19 protein-coding genes are annotated in these 16339 nt (G+C 43.4%); 14 read left to right on the forward strand and 5 right to left on the reverse strand.

Annotation, left to right across the window (positions count from 1 at the left end; genetic code table 11):
• Window positions 1–93: 93 nt before the first annotated feature.
• From upp to F955_RS04295, 3 genes are all read left to right on the forward strand, one after another.
• Complete coding sequence (upp, locus tag F955_RS04285; RefSeq protein ID WP_004814701.1) at window positions 94–729, forward strand: uracil phosphoribosyltransferase; 636 nt, start codon at window positions 94–96, stop codon at window positions 727–729.
• A gap of 83 nt (window positions 730–812) precedes the next feature.
• Entirely contained in the window at window positions 813–1106 is a 294-nt protein-coding gene (locus F955_RS04290) for a cold shock domain-containing protein (protein ID WP_004814703.1), read from the forward strand.
• Window positions 1107–1309: 203 nt separating this feature from the next.
• Window positions 1310–1672 (forward strand): hypothetical protein, encoded by a 363-nt coding sequence (locus F955_RS04295; RefSeq protein WP_004814705.1) that lies wholly within the window; start codon window positions 1310–1312, stop codon window positions 1670–1672.
• Between the two features lie 81 nt (window positions 1673–1753).
• Here the strand turns inward: F955_RS04295 and gigC are convergent, their stop codons facing one another.
• On the reverse strand, window positions 1754–2632 hold the full coding sequence (gene gigC / locus F955_RS04300) for a LysR family transcriptional regulator GigC (protein ID WP_004814707.1): 879 nt from the start codon (window positions 2630–2632) through the stop codon (window positions 1754–1756).
• Window positions 2633–2717: 85 nt separating this feature from the next.
• On the opposite strand from gigC, the gene F955_RS04305 reads away from it, so the two are divergent.
• Window positions 2718–3479, forward strand: coding sequence for a ferredoxin--NADP reductase (locus tag F955_RS04305; RefSeq protein WP_004814709.1), 762 nt, complete (start codon window positions 2718–2720; stop codon window positions 3477–3479).
• 177 nt (window positions 3480–3656) lie between these two features.
• On the opposite strand, the gene F955_RS04310 is transcribed toward F955_RS04305, so the two are convergent.
• The gene (locus F955_RS04310; RefSeq protein ID WP_004814711.1) at window positions 3657–4079 is read right to left on the reverse strand and encodes a hypothetical protein; all 423 of its coding nucleotides are present in this window, start codon (window positions 4077–4079) and stop codon (window positions 3657–3659) included.
• Window positions 4080–4229: 150 nt separating this feature from the next.
• Between F955_RS04310 and eat the strand changes: the two genes are divergently transcribed.
• The 7 genes from eat to F955_RS16695 all read left to right on the forward strand — a co-directional run bounded on the left by eat (window position 4230) and on the right by F955_RS16695 (window position 10967).
• Window positions 4230–5672, forward strand: coding sequence for an ethanolamine permease (eat, locus tag F955_RS04315; RefSeq protein ID WP_004891712.1), 1443 nt, complete (start codon window positions 4230–4232; stop codon window positions 5670–5672).
• 25 nt (window positions 5673–5697) lie between these two features.
• On the forward strand, window positions 5698–7083 hold the full coding sequence (locus F955_RS04320; RefSeq protein WP_004891714.1) for an ethanolamine ammonia-lyase subunit EutB: 1386 nt from the start codon (window positions 5698–5700) through the stop codon (window positions 7081–7083).
• Between the two features lie 9 nt (window positions 7084–7092).
• Window positions 7093–7911 (forward strand): ethanolamine ammonia-lyase subunit EutC, encoded by an 819-nt coding sequence (gene eutC / locus F955_RS04325; RefSeq protein ID WP_004891718.1) that lies wholly within the window; start codon window positions 7093–7095, stop codon window positions 7909–7911.
• A gap of 134 nt (window positions 7912–8045) precedes the next feature.
• Entirely contained in the window at window positions 8046–8420 is a 375-nt protein-coding gene (locus F955_RS04330; RefSeq protein WP_004814718.1) for a hypothetical protein, read from the forward strand.
• Between the two features lie 204 nt (window positions 8421–8624).
• Window positions 8625–10454 (forward strand): mechanosensitive ion channel, encoded by a 1830-nt coding sequence (locus F955_RS04335; RefSeq protein WP_004891720.1) that lies wholly within the window; start codon window positions 8625–8627, stop codon window positions 10452–10454.
• A 68-nt stretch (window positions 10455–10522) separates the two neighbouring features.
• On the forward strand, window positions 10523–10690 hold the full coding sequence (locus F955_RS16690; protein ID WP_004814722.1) for a hypothetical protein: 168 nt from the start codon (window positions 10523–10525) through the stop codon (window positions 10688–10690).
• 124 nt (window positions 10691–10814) lie between these two features.
• Entirely contained in the window at window positions 10815–10967 is a 153-nt protein-coding gene (locus tag F955_RS16695) for a hypothetical protein (protein WP_004814723.1), read from the forward strand.
• A 30-nt stretch (window positions 10968–10997) separates the two neighbouring features.
• Here F955_RS16695 and F955_RS04340 read toward each other — a convergent pair whose 3' ends face one another.
• Window positions 10998–12197, reverse strand: coding sequence for a BaiN/RdsA family NAD(P)/FAD-dependent oxidoreductase (locus tag F955_RS04340; RefSeq protein WP_004891723.1), 1200 nt, complete (start codon window positions 12195–12197; stop codon window positions 10998–11000).
• Between the two features lie 184 nt (window positions 12198–12381).
• Between F955_RS04340 and F955_RS04345 the strand changes: the two genes are divergently transcribed.
• Entirely contained in the window at window positions 12382–12708 is a 327-nt protein-coding gene (locus F955_RS04345) for a DUF4870 family protein (RefSeq protein WP_004891726.1), read from the forward strand.
• Here F955_RS04345 and F955_RS04350 read toward each other — a convergent pair.
• Window positions 12705–13580, reverse strand: coding sequence for a 1-aminocyclopropane-1-carboxylate deaminase/D-cysteine desulfhydrase (locus F955_RS04350; RefSeq protein ID WP_004891729.1), 876 nt, complete (start codon window positions 13578–13580; stop codon window positions 12705–12707). The genes F955_RS04345 and F955_RS04350 overlap by 4 nt on opposite strands.
• 176 nt (window positions 13581–13756) lie before the next feature.
• Here F955_RS04350 and F955_RS04355 point away from each other — a divergent pair, with 176 nt between their 5' ends.
• Together F955_RS04355 and F955_RS04360 are read left to right on the forward strand one after the other, a co-directional pair.
• Window positions 13757–13936, forward strand: a complete 180-nt coding sequence (locus F955_RS04355; RefSeq protein WP_004891732.1) for an NF038215 family lipoprotein — start codon at window positions 13757–13759, stop codon at window positions 13934–13936.
• A gap of 111 nt (window positions 13937–14047) precedes the next feature.
• On the forward strand, window positions 14048–14671 hold the full coding sequence (locus F955_RS04360) for a LysE family translocator (RefSeq protein ID WP_004814733.1): 624 nt from the start codon (window positions 14048–14050) through the stop codon (window positions 14669–14671).
• A gap of 68 nt (window positions 14672–14739) precedes the next feature.
• On the opposite strand, the gene F955_RS04365 is transcribed toward F955_RS04360, so the two are convergent.
• Complete coding sequence (locus F955_RS04365; RefSeq protein WP_004891734.1) at window positions 14740–15927, reverse strand: ammonium transporter; 1188 nt, start codon at window positions 15925–15927, stop codon at window positions 14740–14742.
• Between the last annotated feature and the right edge of the window lie 412 nt (window positions 15928–16339).

The raw sequence follows: 16339 nt of genomic DNA on the forward strand, positions 1-16339 counted from the left end.
GCCTCCTCGATAGGGGGCTTTTTTATTTATATAAAAACGAAAATCGCTTTATAATAAGCAGCAATTTATCTTTAACCTTTTAGGTGTTCTCCCGTGGCTATCCATGAAATCCGTCATCCTTTAATCCGACATAAACTCGGTTTACTTCGTCGTGCAGACATCAGTACCAAGAACTTCCGTGAGCTGGCTCAAGAAGTGACCATGCTCTTGACTTATGAAGCGACCAAGGATCTTCCTGTTGTTGAGCATGAAATTGACGGTTGGAACGGCTCAGTCACTGTAGACCGTATCGCTGGTAAGAAAATTACCGTTGTGCCAATTCTACGCGCCGGCATTGGTATGCTGGATGGTTTTCTGAACCTGATTCCAAGCGCTAAAGTATCTGTACTGGGTCTTGAGCGTGATGAAGAAACTTTAGAAGCACGGACTTACTATAAAAAACTGGTACCAGATGTACAAAACCGTATTGCGATGATCATTGATCCAATGCTGGCGACGGGTTCTTCTCTGGTGGCTGCAATTGATGTGCTGAAAGCAAGCGGCTGTAAAGACATTCGTGTGATGGTACTGGTTGCTGCACCAGAAGGTATTAAACGTGTTGAAGCAGCACATCCAGACGTGGTGATCTTTACGGCTGCGGTGGACGATGGCTTGAACGAAAATGGTTACATCGTTCCAGGTCTGGGCGATGCGGGCGACAAAATTTTTGGTTCGGTTCAAAAAGACTGATTTTTGAAGATGAACAGGAAAGGGGCTTTTATAGCCTCTTTTTTATATACTGAACAATATAATGGTCAGATTAGGGTACGTAAATGAGTTCTGAACAATATCAAGGCAAAGTCAAACAATACAATGCAGAGAAGGGCTTTGGTTTTATTTCATCTCCAGAAGGTGATGTATTTTTCCATATTTCGGATTTTCCTGCAGACTCAGGTGAGCCGAAGCGTAATGAGCGGGTAAAGTTTAACGTGATTCAAAATGGTGATAAGTACAAAGCTATTAAAATTGAACGCGTAGCTGATAAGTCCAAGAAAGCGAAAAAAGCCAAGGCTGTCGCGGTAAATACTTCAATTACCACTGAATTATTGTCTAGCTTAAAACGTTAAATTTTTACTTTCCATTTAAACTGAAAAGGGGCTTTAGAGCCTCTTTTTATTTGATTTTTTATTTAATGTAATTTTATAACGAGTTTTTTAACTTAAATGCTGTGCGATGTTGCTAAAACAATAAAATACCTACTAAAGCTCACAATATATCTTATAGCCTTCCACTTAAAATACCCATCTATGATGATTCAGGGACATATATCATGTTTACAGATGGAAGAGTTAAAACCTATGACTCCCTAAGCGGGACTGGAAGCATTGAACTGGCAAACACGGCACAGGAGTTAGGTTTCCAGTTACAGCAATTACCTTCACCTGAGATAATGCCTCAAGTTGGGGAGCGGCTTAAATTCAGAATCATTGAAGAACAAAATAAGATTCAACTGGAAAATATGGTGCGTCTAGATATTAAACCCCAACAGGAACTTGTTTCTGAAGTAGTCGTACTGCCATCTCTAGCACCTGCCATGGTGGCTGTTCCAGTACGTAACAGTATTTTCTTTAGTCCTACACTCTGGCTGGCTTTTGTATCAGCGCTTGGATTCATGATATTTGGAGAAATTTAGGTCAGTCTTCAGTTTTTAATAAGATATTTGTCCCATTCTTAAAAAAGCGCCTTAAGGCGCTTTTTTAATTTGAACAGAAATTTAGGCTTCACAGAATTTCATAAAAGCTTTTAAACCTGGACCTTGATACTTCTGACGGTGTACCAGCATAAATAATGGACGGGTTAGAGACCAGAAGGGTGTATCAAGAATCACCAACTGACCTTTTTCACGTAAAGGTTCAATTGCCAGTTTAGAAATACAGGACATACCTATGCCACCTGCAACTATCTTCAGAATTGCCTCGTTATGACCGAGTGTCAGACGGATATTAGCATCTGGAACATCTTGCAGAATAGCATTGTCAAAGACTTCGCGCGTACCTGAACCTTCTTCACGAAGAATCCATTCTACAGATTTAAAGTCTTCAGCAGTCAGTGGACGGTTTAACTGAGCAAGTGGATGATCCGGAGCACAGCACACTGCGAGTTCATCATCACGCCAATGGATGCATTGCAGCTGTGGTAAGTGACAAGAACCTTCAATTAAAGCTAAATCCAGCTGGAACTGGTTCACAGCTTCAATCATCTGGCGAGTATTACCCACCTGAAGTTGCAAGTGTGCCTGTGGCTGGATTTTTAAAAAATCCGCCATTAGGTCTGGCATCAGATAGTCGGAAATGGTCAGGGTCGCACCGAGACGCAGGTCAATGCTTTGCAGTTCACCTTTAGCAGCTTGTTCAAAAGCTTCACAGCGACCAAGAATTTCCAGTGCTTGCGGGAGAAGAAAACGACCTAAATCATTCAGCTGTAAACGCTTGCCTAGACGGTCGAATAAAGGTGCGCCAAGACCATCTTCTAAATCTGCTAAAGCCATACTCGCCGCACTTTGGGTGAGTTTGACTGCATCACTGGCTTTGGTGACGGTACCTTCTTGAGCAACTGCTACAAAAACAGCCAACTGGCGTAGAGTCATGCGCATGAATAGAGCCTTAACATTTAAAAAATATTAATAAATTATGCTGTCATGCTACCATGAGCATAGTCTTTGATGCCACGTTTGAATCATGTCTATTGAAAAATTTAGCTTAGAAAAGGTTTTATCTGTACACCGTTGGACCGATACGCTGTTTAGTTTCACCATGACCAGACCTGCACACTTCAAGTTTACTGCAGGGCAGTTTGCGCGTATTGGCTTGAAGATAGGAGATGAACTCGTTGTCCGGGCATATTCAGTGGTGTCTTCACCTTTCGATGAAACCCTGGAATTTTTCTCAATCGTGGTGCCTGAAGGTAAATTTACTTCAAATTTACAACATCTTAAAGTGGGTGATGAACTTTACCTGGAAAAGATTCCTTATGGCTATCTGACCCTGGCACGTTACCAGCTGCCATTACCACAAGATTTATGGTTACTGGGAACAGGTACAGGTTTGGCGCCATTTTTATCCATGCTGCAAGACTTTGAAACCTGGAATAACTATAAGCAAATTAATCTGGTCTATAGCGTGCGTACGCAAGCTGAACTGGCTTATGTAGAGCGTATTCAGGAAATTGCAGAAAGCTTTGGTGAAGGACATAGCGGTTTTAAATTTATTCCAATTATTACCCGTGATCCTGAAGCAGCATTGCATGACCGTTTACCGGTTCTGATTGCAAATGGTGAACTGGAAAAAGCCGCAGCTATGCAGCTTAATCCTGAAACCAGCCATGTCATGCTCTGCGGTAATCCGGATATGGTTGAAGATACCAAAGAAGCATTAAAAGCACGTGGCTTGACCATGAACCGTCGTGGTGAAGGAAATATTGCAGTCGAGAATTATTGGTAAGCATTATTCTCTCTCGTTCTTCGGGGTGAACAGTATCGCTGCGCAAGGGAAGGGATTAAGTTAAAAAATATTTCCTGAAATCAGAATCCCCCTAAATCCCCCTTTAGTAAAGGGAGACTTTTATTTTCTTTAAACACAAAAAAACCTCCATGTCGGAGGTTTTTTACTTTGTATCTCTTAATGGACAAACATATCCATAAAGTCCCGGATTTCCTGGATCGCTGTCTCTACATCAGAGGTCAGCCACGTCGGTTCAAAGAAACCGGCATAATGTTCGATGCGTTCCGCAGGCACGACCAGACGTACCGGACATTCTTCTTCCAGTAAGCGCCATGGAATGATGGGTACGTCATTGTCGAGCCAGGCTGCGACATTACGCACATCAATGATCATTGCATTCACGCAGTCCGGGAATGGCATCACCGACATTTCTTCGGTACGACGACGGAAATATTCCAAATCCTGCCAGCGCAGCAAAAAGCTTGGCTTGCTGAATTCAATAATTCCAATCAGATGCTGATCGCGGGTGTGGTGTAACGCACATTGATGTGTGACGTCAGTGTCAAGATCAAGCGATACACTTTGTTGACGATACGCCATAAAAATCGAGTGTATAAATAGGAGGTGGATGATTATAGCGCATTTCGTACCGATAGGGCAGCGATTCAGTTTGCTTTCCCTGGACAATGGATGAACTGGTACGGCTTATGCATATCCTCAGGGAACAAAGATAAAAACAAAGAGGTTGCTATGTCAGAGTCAAAAAGTGTCATCGATACCGGCGTCACCGAAACAACAGTACAAGAAGATTATTTTGCCCTGCGACAGCTGAAAAAAGGTGCCGTAGGCTGGCTGCTGCTTGTGGGTTTAGGGGTGGCCTATGTGATTTCCGGTGACTTTGCCGGCTGGAATTTTGGTTTGGCTCAGGCGGGTTGGGGCGGGATGTTTATTGCCACTGTTGTGGTGGCATTGATGTATTTATGCATGTGTCTGGCCATGTCGGAAATGTCGACCATGCTGCCGACTGCTGGAGGGGGTTATAGTTTTGCCCGGACTGCTTTTGGTCCCTTTGGTGGCTATCTGACAGGTAGCGCGATCCTGATTGAATATGCGATTGCACCGGCAGCCATTGCCTGTTTCATTGGTGCCTATTGCGAAGCTTTATTTGGCATTGGTGGCTGGATTATTTATCTGGTCAGCTATCTGATCTTTATAGGCTTGCATCTGAAAGGTGCTGGTGAAGCACTTAAAATCATGTTCGTGATTACCGCAATTGCTGCGGTAGCTTTGATGGTATTCATCTTCGGCATGTTGCCGCATTTTAATAGTGCAAACCTGTTTGATATTGCGGTCAGTACTGAAGCGGCGGGTGCCAGCACTTTCCTGCCATTGGGTTATCTCGGTATCTGGGCGGCCGTGCCTTATTCAATCTGGTTCTTCCTTGCTGTTGAAGGCGTACCATTAGCGGCAGAAGAAGCCAAAGATCCGGCAAAATCCTTACCGCGAGGTCTGATTGGTTCCATGCTGATTCTGGCATTTTTTGCTCTCAGTATTTTACTTCTGGGTCCAGGTGCTGCTGGTGCAAATGCCCTTAAAGATTCTGGTGCGCCACTAGTCGATGCCTTGGTTGCAGTCTATGGGTCTAATACCTGGATGGCCAGTTTTGTGAATTTTGTCGGGCTGGCGGGTCTGATCGCGAGTTTTTTCTCGATTATTTATGCCTATTCCCGTCAGATTTTTGCACTGTCACGTGCCGGTTATTTACCGAAAAAATTGTCTTTGACCAACAACAATCATGCACCTTATTTGGCCATCATTATTCCGGGGATTATGGGCTTTCTGCTGTCACTTTCAGGTGAAGGTGATCTGCTGATCCTTATGGCCGTTTTTGGCGCGACGATTTCCTATGTCTTGATGATGATGTCTTATATCAAACTCAAAGTATCTCGACCAAATCTGGCACGTCCTTATCAAGCGCCGGGCGGTATTGTCACGGCATCGATTGCTTTAGTGCTTGCAGCCATTGCAGTGGTCGCTGGCTTCCTGGTCGATCCAAAAGTCTGGTTAATGGCAGCTGCGATTTATGTCGTACTGATTCTCTACTTCCTGTTGTATAGCCGTCATCATCTGGTGGCAGGCACACCGGAAGAAGAATTTGCCCGTATTGAGGCAGCAGAAAAGGAATTGAAATAAATCATCTTGAAGGGAGAACATGCTTATGCTGTATCAGATCAATGTGGCCAGTCAGCACTATATTTTTGAAGACTTAAAAACACTGATGGCCAAGGCTAGCCCTGAACGGTCTGGCGATCAGCTGGCAGGGATTGCTGCCCATGATGCAACTGAGCGGGTTGCTGCACAAATGTGTCTGGCAGAAGTACCATTACAGCAGTTTTTGAATGAAGCTTTAATACCTTATGAACAGGATGAAGTGACCCGACTGATTCTGGATGAACATGATGCCGCTGCCTTCTATCCGATCTCGCATTTTACTCTGGGGGATTTTCGTAACTGGCTGTTGAGTACAGATGCCACCACTGAAAAAATTACGGCCTTAAAAATGGGGCTGATCCCAGAAATGGTGGCAGCGGTCAGTAAAATCATGCGCAACCAGGATCTGATTCTGGTGGCAAAAAAATGCCGGGTGGTGACCCGATTTAGAAACACCATCGGGCTGGAAGGACATCTTTCCACCCGCTTGCAGCCGAATCATCCCACCGATGATCTGATGGGAATTTCAGCATCGATCCTGGATGGGCTGATGTATGGCAGTGGTGATGCGGTGATCGGGATTAATCCTGCGACTGACAACCTGCAAAACCTCTCCGAGTTATTAAAATTATTGGATCATATTATTCATGAATATCAGATTCCGACCCAGTCCTGTGTGCTGACCCATATCACTTCAGGGATTCAGTTGGCGAATAAAAATATCCCGATTGACCTGATGTTCCAGTCCATCGCGGGAACTGAAAAAGCTAATACCGGCTTCGGCATTAATCTGGAACTTTTACAGGAAGGTTATGAAGCGACTTTAAGCCTGAAACGTGGCACAGTGGGTCAGAACGTGATGTATTTTGAAACTGGACAGGGCAGTGCTTTGTCCAGTAATGGTCATCATGGGGTCGATCAGCAAACTCTGGAAGCACGTGCCTACGCCGTGGCACGTAAATTTAACCCTTTATTGGTCAATACCGTGGTCGGCTTTATCGGCCCGGAATATCTGTATAACGGTAAGCAGATTATCCGGGCAGGACTGGAGGATCATTTCTGTGGCAAGCTGCTCGGCGTGCCGATGGGTTGTGATATTTGCTATACCAACCATGCCGATGCAGATCAGGATGACATGGATATCTTGCTGACTCTACTCGCCAATGCCGGACTGAATTTTATCATGGGGATTCCGGGTTCAGATGATGTGATGCTGAACTATCAAACTACCTCTTTCCATGATGCTTTATATATTCGTCAGTTATTAGGCTTAAAACCGGCGCCTGAATTTGACCACTGGCTGCAACAGCAGGGTATTCTTTCTCAGCAAGCCCATCAGTTGCAGTGGCCGACTGAATTACCCAAACAGTTTTCCCGTTTGATGCTGTCTTAAGGAGTGATGATGAAACTGGTTCCTGATGTGCAATTTCAGTCACAGCTGCAAGACAATCCCTGGCAACAGCTCAAAGCCTATACCGATGCGCGTATTGCCTTAGGCCGGGCAGGTGGCAGTTTACCAACCCGACCAAGTCTGGAGTTTCAGCTGGCACATGCCCAAGCCAAAGATGCTGTGCTTAAATCACTTGCTGCTGATCAACTTAAAGAAAGTCTAAGCAGGACTGGTCTAACGATTTTAGACATTGAAAGCCAAGCAGTGGAAAAGGATTTCTATTTAAAACGCCCGGATTTGGGTCGTATCCTGTCTGATGAGTCTAAAACGATGTTACAGCAATACCGGAATGAACATCATGACACTTGGGATGTGGTGATTGTCGCGGGAGATGGACTATCTGCACGTGCTATTGAAGAAAATACACCACACTTTATTCCTGCTTTGGTAGAAGCTTGCAAAGTACAAGGCTGGAGGTTAGCTCCTGTAATTATTGCCCGTGGTAGCCGTGTCGCACTGGGAGATGAGGTTGCAGAAATTTTAAAAGCCAAAATGCTGGTGATGCTCATTGGTGAACGCCCAGGGTTGAGTTCTCCGGATAGTATGGGAATTTATTATACTTATAATGCTTTTAAAGGCTGCCATGATGCACTCAGAAACTGTATCTCCAATGTTCGTCCGGCAGGTCTGTCCTATCCGCTGGCGATCCAACGCTTAATCGCACTCATGCAAAAATCCTGTGCATTGCAGCTTTCGGGCGTACAGCTAAAAGATGAACATGAAACATTGGTTGAAGTTCGGCATGAGCCAGGCAAAGGATTATTTAAATAACCAATAGTGTAGAAACTTCTACGCTGTTACAGACTTACACGCCGTCACCATCTCACTTATTTTTGTCACACAAGTTAAAAAATCAACTTGTTATGATGAAATCCACACATGAATAAAAAACAGTGAGGATGGTTATGGCTAATGATTTCAACAAAACACCACCTTCAGGCTATGATGAAGATACACGGCAGAAGAAAAGAATTCCTGTCTATATTTTAATTTTAGTGGGTGTCTTCCTGCTGGCGTTGCTACTTTATATGTTTGCCGATATTAAGCCTTCACCAGAAGAAGCACCTCCGGGTCATCCAAATCCGCAAGCTCAACCAGCAACCATGAACAATACGACCCCAGCTCAGTCAGAGGAAGGGCGTAGTCAGGATCTGAATCAGCCTGCGAACTTAAGTGGTGTTACTGGTACGACTGAAGCTACCGCAGAAGATACAGCGGGAGGTATGGATGTTGGTATAGCAACCGACTCAGAAGGATCTAGTCGAGGTGCTGGTCAGTAGGCACCCTCTTAAAAAGCCCTGGTTAAGAATCAGGGCTTTTTTGCAATCTAATGTGCGGATTTGTTGTAGTTGTGCATTTCTCAATTGAATAAAAAAAGCTCCAATTCTAATGTGAATAATGCATGACAGACGGCTTTACAACTTTCCAAAAAAGAAGTCTGTAAATACTTATAAATAAAGTAAAACCATAGAGGGCATGACAACATGAATGAATATATGAGAGGCCCAGGCGGTTATGATGCCATGTACTATTGGGAACAGTTTCATCCCATATTAAGTGCAGTGGCGATCCTGCTGATAGGCTGGGTTATTGCATTACTGGTCTCTGCAGGCGTAAAAAAAATCCTGCAAAAGCTTGGCACCAATGAGCGGCTAAACCATGCGACTGGCCATCGTTCCAATATTGAAAATATCATCACAAGAATTGTCTTCTGGTTAATCCTGATTATGGCAGTTATTGGTGCACTGAATGTGCTGAATCTGACCAATGTCAGTGGACCGTTCAGTAACATGATTCAGCGCTTCCTGCTGTTTATCCCTCAATTGCTTGCTGCGATTGCTGTCGGATTCATTGGCTGGATTGTTGCCAATCTAGTCAAGGTGGGACTACAGAAGTTGCTTGACCGCACTCAACTGGATGAAAAACTCAGTTCAGAAGTTGGTGTAAAGCCATTAAGTGAGAATATCAGTGAAATTATTTACTGGCTGATTCTGTTGTTATTCCTGCCTATCGTACTCTCGATTCTGGGTTTAAGCGGTCTGCTGTATCCAGTTCAGAACATGGTCAATGATGTTGTTGGTTATCTGCCTAATATCTTTATTGCCGGTGTGATTGTTTTTGTCGGCTATATTCTGGCGAAAATCATCCGTGGCATTGTAGAAGGTTTATTGCGTAGTCTGAATGTACAGCAACAGGCAGAAAAAGTTGGCATCTTCAAGAACTCTAATGTTCCTCAAGTAATTGGTTCCTTCATCTTTGCTGTAATCATTATTACAGCGCTGATCATTGCTTTTGAAGCTCTCGGTATTGAGGCGATTTCACAACCTGCAACCGCGATGTTGTATGAGGTAATGAATGCCATTCCAAATATCATTGCCGCAGCCCTGATTCTGATTCTGGCTTATGTCGTATCGAAACTGGTCGCGAAGCTGGTTACTGAAGTTCTGGCAGGTACGGGTGTAGATGAAGTTCCGGCCAAGCTAGACTTACAACGTTTCCTAGGTACCACTAAAATTTCTCATGTCGTGGGCGTCCTAATCATTCTGTTCACTATGCTTTTCGCTGTGTCTGAAGCGGCGAACCGTCTTGGTTTTGAACAGGTAAGTAGCCTGATTGCGATGTTCATTTACTTCGGTGCGAATATCCTGCTCGGCGCAGTGATTCTGGTGGTTGGCTTCTGGCTGGCAAATGTGGTTGCGAATGTAGTGCAGCGCGGTGAATATAACAGTTCCCGCTGGTTAGCCAATCTGGTTCGTGTCCTGATTATGGGTCTGGTAGTTGCAATGGGCTTACGCGCAATGGGCATTGCCGATTCGATTGTAAACCTTGCATTCGGTCTGACTTTGGGCGCAGTAGCAGTGGCTTTTGCCCTGGCATTCGGTCTTGGTGGTCGTCAGCCGGCAGAACGTGTTCTGACTGATCTGATTGATAAAGCCAAACGTGAAGGCAAAGAACCAAATCCCTTGAAAAAAGATACCGATATCATGACTTCAGCTTTTGGTTCAGGTAGTGCGACTTCTGCGACTGAACCAGCTACTACAACAGGAGCGAGTATCGTGCCTACTCCAGGTCAGAATGATGACAATGCGCCAATGCGTACGGACTTATCGAATAGTACCCCTGCATCACTTACTACTGCACCGCAGGATGATGAAGCATCAGGTATTGATCAGGTTACTCCAGATATAGATCAGGCTGTACCGGACTCACTCGACGTCGATCCAACTCATCCACCAGCTAATAATCCATTTGGCTCTACAGGTGAAGACGAACCGAATGTCGATAGTCGTCCAAAGAAAGATGACCTGAATTAACCTATTCCAATCAAATAAAATCGGCCACGCTTAAGTGGTCGATTTTGTTCAGTCATGAGGAAAAATGAATGAATGCAAAAAAACCGAATAAAGTTCTCGCACCTTTAGTGATTGCAGGAATTACGATTGGCTTTTTTACTGCTGCCTATAGATTTATCTTTGTTAAGAGCAAAGCAGATAAGCGCTCTGAACAAGCGCTGGAAAAGAATATACCGGATACAGACGAATTTAACTGAAAAATCCTGTTAATTCGTTGAAATAGAATTGTCATGTTGAAAATATAGAATATTCAAATGAATACTAAATTAATTTTGGTATTTTTATTGCATTAATAATATAAAGACAAAGGAGATCAACAATATGTGGAAATTAAAACAGTCTAAATTTATTAGCTCTACTGCAAATGCAGCACCATATTATCTGCAAGAAGCCGGCCGAAAAATGCAGCTGACGATTGACCGTCTTGAAAATACGGCCAATCTTAAGCTGTTTAAAACAGACTATCTAGAGTGAACTTGAGACTGACTTTAGAGTATTTATAAATTAAACATATTCTGATGCGGCATGCGCCGATGACCATGCCCATTGGAAATTAAATCCACCCAGATGTCCGGTAACATCCAGAATTTCACCGACAAAGAACAAACCTTTTTGTTTCTTGCTTTCCATGGTCTTGGAAGAAACTTCAGTCGTATCTACACCCCCTAGCGTTACTTCGGCAGTACGATAGCCTTCGGTGCCTGATGGTTTCACTTCAAAGCTGTGCAAACGTTTGGCGATCTGTTCCAGTTTATCATCACTGATATTGCCAATCGAGGTTTCTGCAACCTCAGTCCAAATCAGATGCTGTAATTCCAGTACCACACTTTTGGGTAAGTACTCGGTGAGTAGGGTCCGTAACAAGACTTTTGGCTGGCTTTGTTTTCTGGATTTGAAGAAATCAAACAGATCCACACTTGGCAGGAAATCGACCTTAAAGCTTTGACCCACGTCCCAGTAGTTAGACAATTGCAACGAGCTTGGACCACTTAGGCCACGATGGGTAAACAGCAGGGCTTCAGTAAAGCTGTTCAGCTCATTGGATAAAGTTGCTTCTACCGCATTACCACTTAAGCGCATCGTAACTTCTTTAAAATTATCCGAGAAGGTAAATGGCACTAGACCGGCACGGGTCGGATAGATATAGTGCCCAAATTGCTTGGCAATCTCATAGCCAATACCAGAACCACCCAGGGTCGGAATTGACAGGCCACCGGAAGCCACCACTACAGATTCAACTTCTAAATATCCCAAAGATGTTGCAACCTGCAAACCTTGATCGTCGACCGCGTTGACTGCTTTGACTTCACAACTCGTTTTAATATCGACCAGACCGGTCTTATTACATTCAGACAGCAGCATTGCCAGAATTTCTTTGGCGCCATTCAGCGTAAACAGCTGCCCATGCTTACGCTCTTCATATTCAATACCGTACTCGCATACCATACCAATGAAATCCCAGTTGGTATAACGGGTCAGGGCTGAAATAACAAAATGTGGGTTATGCGAGATAAAATTTTCCGGCTCGACGTACAGGTTGGTGAAGTTACATTTGCCACCACCAGACATTAGGATCTTTTTACCGACCTTATTGGCCTTTTCAACCACGACAACACGACGACCACGTTGCGCAGCCATATATGCTGTCATTAAACCTGACGCACCTGCACCTATGACTAGAACATCGTATTGCTTGGAAGACATGACACACTCAAGGGAGAAGAAAAGGAAAGCATTATAGACAATTTTATTTCAGCTTTCTCTATTCATCCTGAAGCAAATCGAATTACAGATATTCATCAGACATTCATCACAACTGATTTGAAATACTGAAAAGCTGCTTCTATAGTTTTATACATGAGGATAGAAAGCCCAGGGAGAAAGACTGATGGCGAATATCGAACAATTAAAACAATATAATCTGATCACTTATATTCTGTATATTCTGGGCTTCTTTGTCGGCCTGACGCCGATTGTTGCTATTATTATGAACTATCTGAAACGCAATGAAATGCGCGGCACCTGGCTGGAAAGTCATAGCGACTGGCAGATTCGAACCTTCTGGGTCAGTTTAATCGGTTATCTGATCGGTGGCTTATTAACCACGATTCTGATTGGATTCGGGATTCTGTTTGTAGTGTTTATCTGGCACATTTACCGTCTGGCCAAAGGTTTGATGGCTTTAAATAATAATGAGCCGATTAATCCGGTTTAATTTGTATACAGCTCAGGGATTTTGCCTTGCAGGCCTCCAGTATGAATAACCAATAGCTTTGATCCAGTAGGGAAATAACCCTTTGCAATCAGCTCAGTCAGGCCCATCAACATTTTCCCGGTATAAATCTGTTCTAGAGGAATACCGTATTCAGCTTCAAAGTCCTGAATAAACTGAATCAGTTCAGCTGTAGTTTTGGCATAACCACCACAGCAATAGTCATCCATAATCTGCCAGTTTTTCTTGCTGGTCAGTTTGGCGACATCTTCTGTTAAGAATGTCCCTTTCAGTGCAGAAAAACCTAAAATGTGTTGATGATTTTGACTGGCTTCAATCAGTCCTGTAATTGTACCGCCTGTACCCACTGCACAACAGATCACATCAAACTGTCGATCTCCAGGTTTTAAAATTTCCTGACAGCCTTGAATAGCAAGCGTATTGGTACCCCCTTCAGGAATCACGTAATGATCTAGAAACTGCTGCTGTAATTCTGCCAAAAAATCGGGTTGCTGTTTACGTCGATAATCCTCACGGCTGAAAAAATGCAACCGCATGCCAAAGTCTTGCGCGGTCTTTAAGGTAGGATTTAAGGGTTTTTCTTTAAGTTCTTCACCACGAATAATGCCGATACTTTCAAAACCAAACTGATGCGCCGCAAATGCCGTCGCTGCAATATGATTTGAATAAGCACCGCCAAAAGTCAGCAGCTTTTTAAACCCTTGTTGTTGCGCTTGCAGAAAATTATATTTCAGCTTAAAAAACTTGTTGCCCGAAATCCGTGGATGCACCAGATCTAACCGACGTATGGTCAGTTGCATACCGTGTACATTCAGGGTTTGGTCTATGAATTGCTGGGCAATCGAATCAAACATGGCAATCTTAAAAGTGAGAACGGCAACAGTATAACCAATTTGAGCGTACCCGAAAGTGACTTTATTCCTATTCTAACTACATTCTTGGATGATGCAGCTTGTCACAAAATAATTGAATAAAAAACAGACATAAAATGCTAATCTAAAACTAAGAGAATCTGTCAGGAGGGTAGCAAATGAAACATCTATCCTATGTTGTGCTTGCGTTACTTCTGTCCAGTCTGGCTGGCTGTGATAATGACAAAATGAATAAACCGAAAACTGAAGTCAGAACCATGATCATAGGCGGAATGCCGGTACATGATCACGACTATCATTTGTCTAAACCACAATTCATCGTCCAAGACGTTCAGTAAACCTAAACTGAATATTTATTAGATAAAGTTAAGATTTTGCACCATAAAAATGCAGCATTCGTGCTGCATTTTGCTTAGAATAGCGCAATCAAGATTTAACCGGGTTGTGTTGTGGAATCATTCTGGATTTTGGGCTCAATTGCCTTTGCATTAATGTTAGGCGCAATGAGCCCTGGGCCGACATCGATTTATGTGGCAAAAAATTCAATTGCTATTTCGCGTAAGCATGGCCTGTTTACGGCATTAGGAACCGGTACAGGTGCCGCCGTTTTTGGTCTGCTCGCAGTTCTAGGCTTACAGGCATTTTTACTGGCTGTGCCCTCTGCCTATCTGGCTTTAAAAATCTGTGGTGGGATCTATTTGCTCTGGCTGGCATTTAAAATTATTAAACATGCCAAAGAGCCGATTAATACCGATGAAGACAGCAATACCCAGATGTCACTGCGTCGTGCTTATACCACAGGCTTGATCACTCAATTATCTAACCCCAAAATTGCCATTGTATTAGCCAGTATTTTTACTGCACTTTTGCCTAAAGAAATTCCGACCTATTTCTATGTCGTGCTTCCGGTCCTATGTTTCTTTATTGATGCAGGATGGTGTTCTTTGGTGGCAGTTGCCTTGTCTGCAGAAAAGCCACGTCGTGTGTATTTAAAATTCAAAGCAGGCTTTGATCGTGCTGCAGGTGCAGTCATGACCGTGCTTGGCTTAAAGCTGATCTTTGGGATGAAGTAATCATTTCCTATAATCTCCGCTGCAGATAAAAAAAACCCCTGTGAAATAGGGGCTTTTTTACGATAGCATTAAAAAATATTTTCTTCAGAATTCGCAGAAATACGGTGAATGGACAGGTCTGCACCGGTAAATTCTTCTTCCCGGGTGAGACGAATACCAATCCATACTTTGAGCAGGCCATAGATCAGGAAGCCACCTGCCAAAGCAACAATAATGGCGAGAACTGTACCAACTAGCTGTGAAATTAAAGAAATGCCACCCATGCCTCCCAGCCATTGCTGACCGAAGATACCCACAGCAAGACCCCCAAAAGCTCCGCATACACCATGCAAAGGCCAGACGCCAAGCACATCATCCACTTTGAGTTTATTTTGGGTATACGTAAACAATTTCACAAAAATCACGCCTGCGCTGATCCCGATAAAAAGCGCACCCAATGGATGTACCACATCTGAGCCTGCACAGATCGCTACTAAACCGGCTAATGGTCCATTATGCAGAAAGCCCGGGTCATCTTTACCTGCCACTTTGGCTGCAATTGTTCCACCGACCATTGCCATTAAAGAGTTGATGGCGACCAGTCCAGAAATAGCATCGAGGCGCTGGGCACTCATGACATTAAAACCAAACCAGCCGACAATTAAAATCCATGAACCTAAAGCCAAAAATGGAATCGATGAAGGCGGATGTGCTGTAATCCGGCCATCGTTTTTATAGCGGCCATGACGTGCACCAAGCAGAATTACCGCAGCCAGTGCGATCCAGCCACCCATGGCATGCACCACCACTGAACCCGCGAAATCATGAAAGCTGGCACCAAATGCCTGAGCCAACCAGTCCTGGAAACCAAAGTTACCATTCCAGATCATGCCTTCAAAAAACGGATAAATCAGGGCAACCAGAAATAACGTTGCTAAAGCCTGCGAGCGCATTTTGGCCCGTTCAGCAATACCACCAGAGATAATCGCTGGAATGGCTGCAGCAAAGGTAAGCAGGAAGAAACAGCGCATCAGGTTATAGCCATGATCAGCTGCTAAGGTATTGGCATCATGGAAAAAATGCTGTCCATAGGCAATATAGTAACCCACTAAAAAGTATGCGATTGCAGAGATGGCAAAGTCAGTTAGAATTTTACTTAAGGCATTGACCTGATTCTTATGTCGAACTGTTCCAAGTTCCAGAAAAGCAAATCCTGCATGCATGGCAAGTACTAGAACTGCACCGAGAAGGAGAAATAATAAGTCTATATTTTGCATGGTGAGTTCCAATTTAGTGCGTAGAATCACAAAAGAAACCCAGTATATAGAGGCAAACTGATTCTAAAAGAGGCACTAGCAAGGGAAATTTTGATGAAGAATTTATTGAAATTAATAAGACTCGATATAAGGCATAATGTGATTTGTCTGCACCAAACTAAGACACTACAAGAGACGATAAATTTAAAATTTATACCTGATTTTTAAATATTTAGATTTATCGGACTCAATTGAATGCTAAAAATGAGTGCTAAAGGTGCACAATGAATGTGAAGCAATTTTTAAGAAAAAATTTAAAAAGTTAAGTGAAGTAGCGGATTTTAATTCTCAATCTAAACGTGATTTTTGAGTCTGAGATCTTTAATACTTATTGGTTAGGTGTTTATAAAATAAATGAAACCCTAAAAGCTTA

The organism is Acinetobacter schindleri CIP 107287 (assembly GCF_000368625.1).
GTDB classification, from domain to species: Bacteria; Pseudomonadota; Gammaproteobacteria; order Pseudomonadales; family Moraxellaceae; genus Acinetobacter; species Acinetobacter schindleri.

Excerpts from the sequence above, each read along its gene's own strand:
- F955_RS04290 (WP_004814703.1), top strand. The coding sequence starts at position 813 with ATGAGTTCTGAACAATATCAAGGCAAAGTCAAACAATACAATGCAGAG.
- F955_RS04295 (WP_004814705.1), top strand. The coding sequence starts at position 1,310 with ATGTTTACAGATGGAAGAGTTAAAACCTATGACTCCCTAAGCGGGACT.
- gigC (WP_004814707.1), bottom strand. The coding sequence starts at position 2,632 with ATGCGCATGACTCTACGCCAGTTGGCTGTTTTTGTAGCAGTTGCTCAA.
- F955_RS04305 (WP_004814709.1), top strand. The coding sequence starts at position 2,718 with ATGTCTATTGAAAAATTTAGCTTAGAAAAGGTTTTATCTGTACACCGT.
- F955_RS04310 (WP_004814711.1), bottom strand. The coding sequence starts at position 4,079 with ATGGCGTATCGTCAACAAAGTGTATCGCTTGATCTTGACACTGACGTC.
- eat (WP_004891712.1), top strand. The coding sequence starts at position 4,230 with ATGTCAGAGTCAAAAAGTGTCATCGATACCGGCGTCACCGAAACAACA.
- F955_RS04320 (WP_004891714.1), top strand. The coding sequence starts at position 5,698 with ATGCTGTATCAGATCAATGTGGCCAGTCAGCACTATATTTTTGAAGAC.
- eutC (WP_004891718.1), top strand. The coding sequence starts at position 7,093 with ATGAAACTGGTTCCTGATGTGCAATTTCAGTCACAGCTGCAAGACAAT.
- F955_RS04330 (WP_004814718.1), top strand. The coding sequence starts at position 8,046 with ATGGCTAATGATTTCAACAAAACACCACCTTCAGGCTATGATGAAGAT.
- F955_RS04335 (WP_004891720.1), top strand. The coding sequence starts at position 8,625 with ATGAATGAATATATGAGAGGCCCAGGCGGTTATGATGCCATGTACTAT.
- F955_RS16690 (WP_004814722.1), top strand. The coding sequence starts at position 10,523 with ATGAATGCAAAAAAACCGAATAAAGTTCTCGCACCTTTAGTGATTGCA.
- F955_RS16695 (WP_004814723.1), top strand. The coding sequence starts at position 10,815 with ATGTGGAAATTAAAACAGTCTAAATTTATTAGCTCTACTGCAAATGCA.
- F955_RS04340 (WP_004891723.1), bottom strand. The coding sequence starts at position 12,197 with ATGTCTTCCAAGCAATACGATGTTCTAGTCATAGGTGCAGGTGCGTCA.
- F955_RS04345 (WP_004891726.1), top strand. The coding sequence starts at position 12,382 with ATGGCGAATATCGAACAATTAAAACAATATAATCTGATCACTTATATT.
- F955_RS04350 (WP_004891729.1), bottom strand. The coding sequence starts at position 13,580 with ATGTTTGATTCGATTGCCCAGCAATTCATAGACCAAACCCTGAATGTA.
- F955_RS04355 (WP_004891732.1), top strand. The coding sequence starts at position 13,757 with ATGAAACATCTATCCTATGTTGTGCTTGCGTTACTTCTGTCCAGTCTG.
- F955_RS04365 (WP_004891734.1), bottom strand. The coding sequence starts at position 15,927 with ATGCAAAATATAGACTTATTATTTCTCCTTCTCGGTGCAGTTCTAGTA.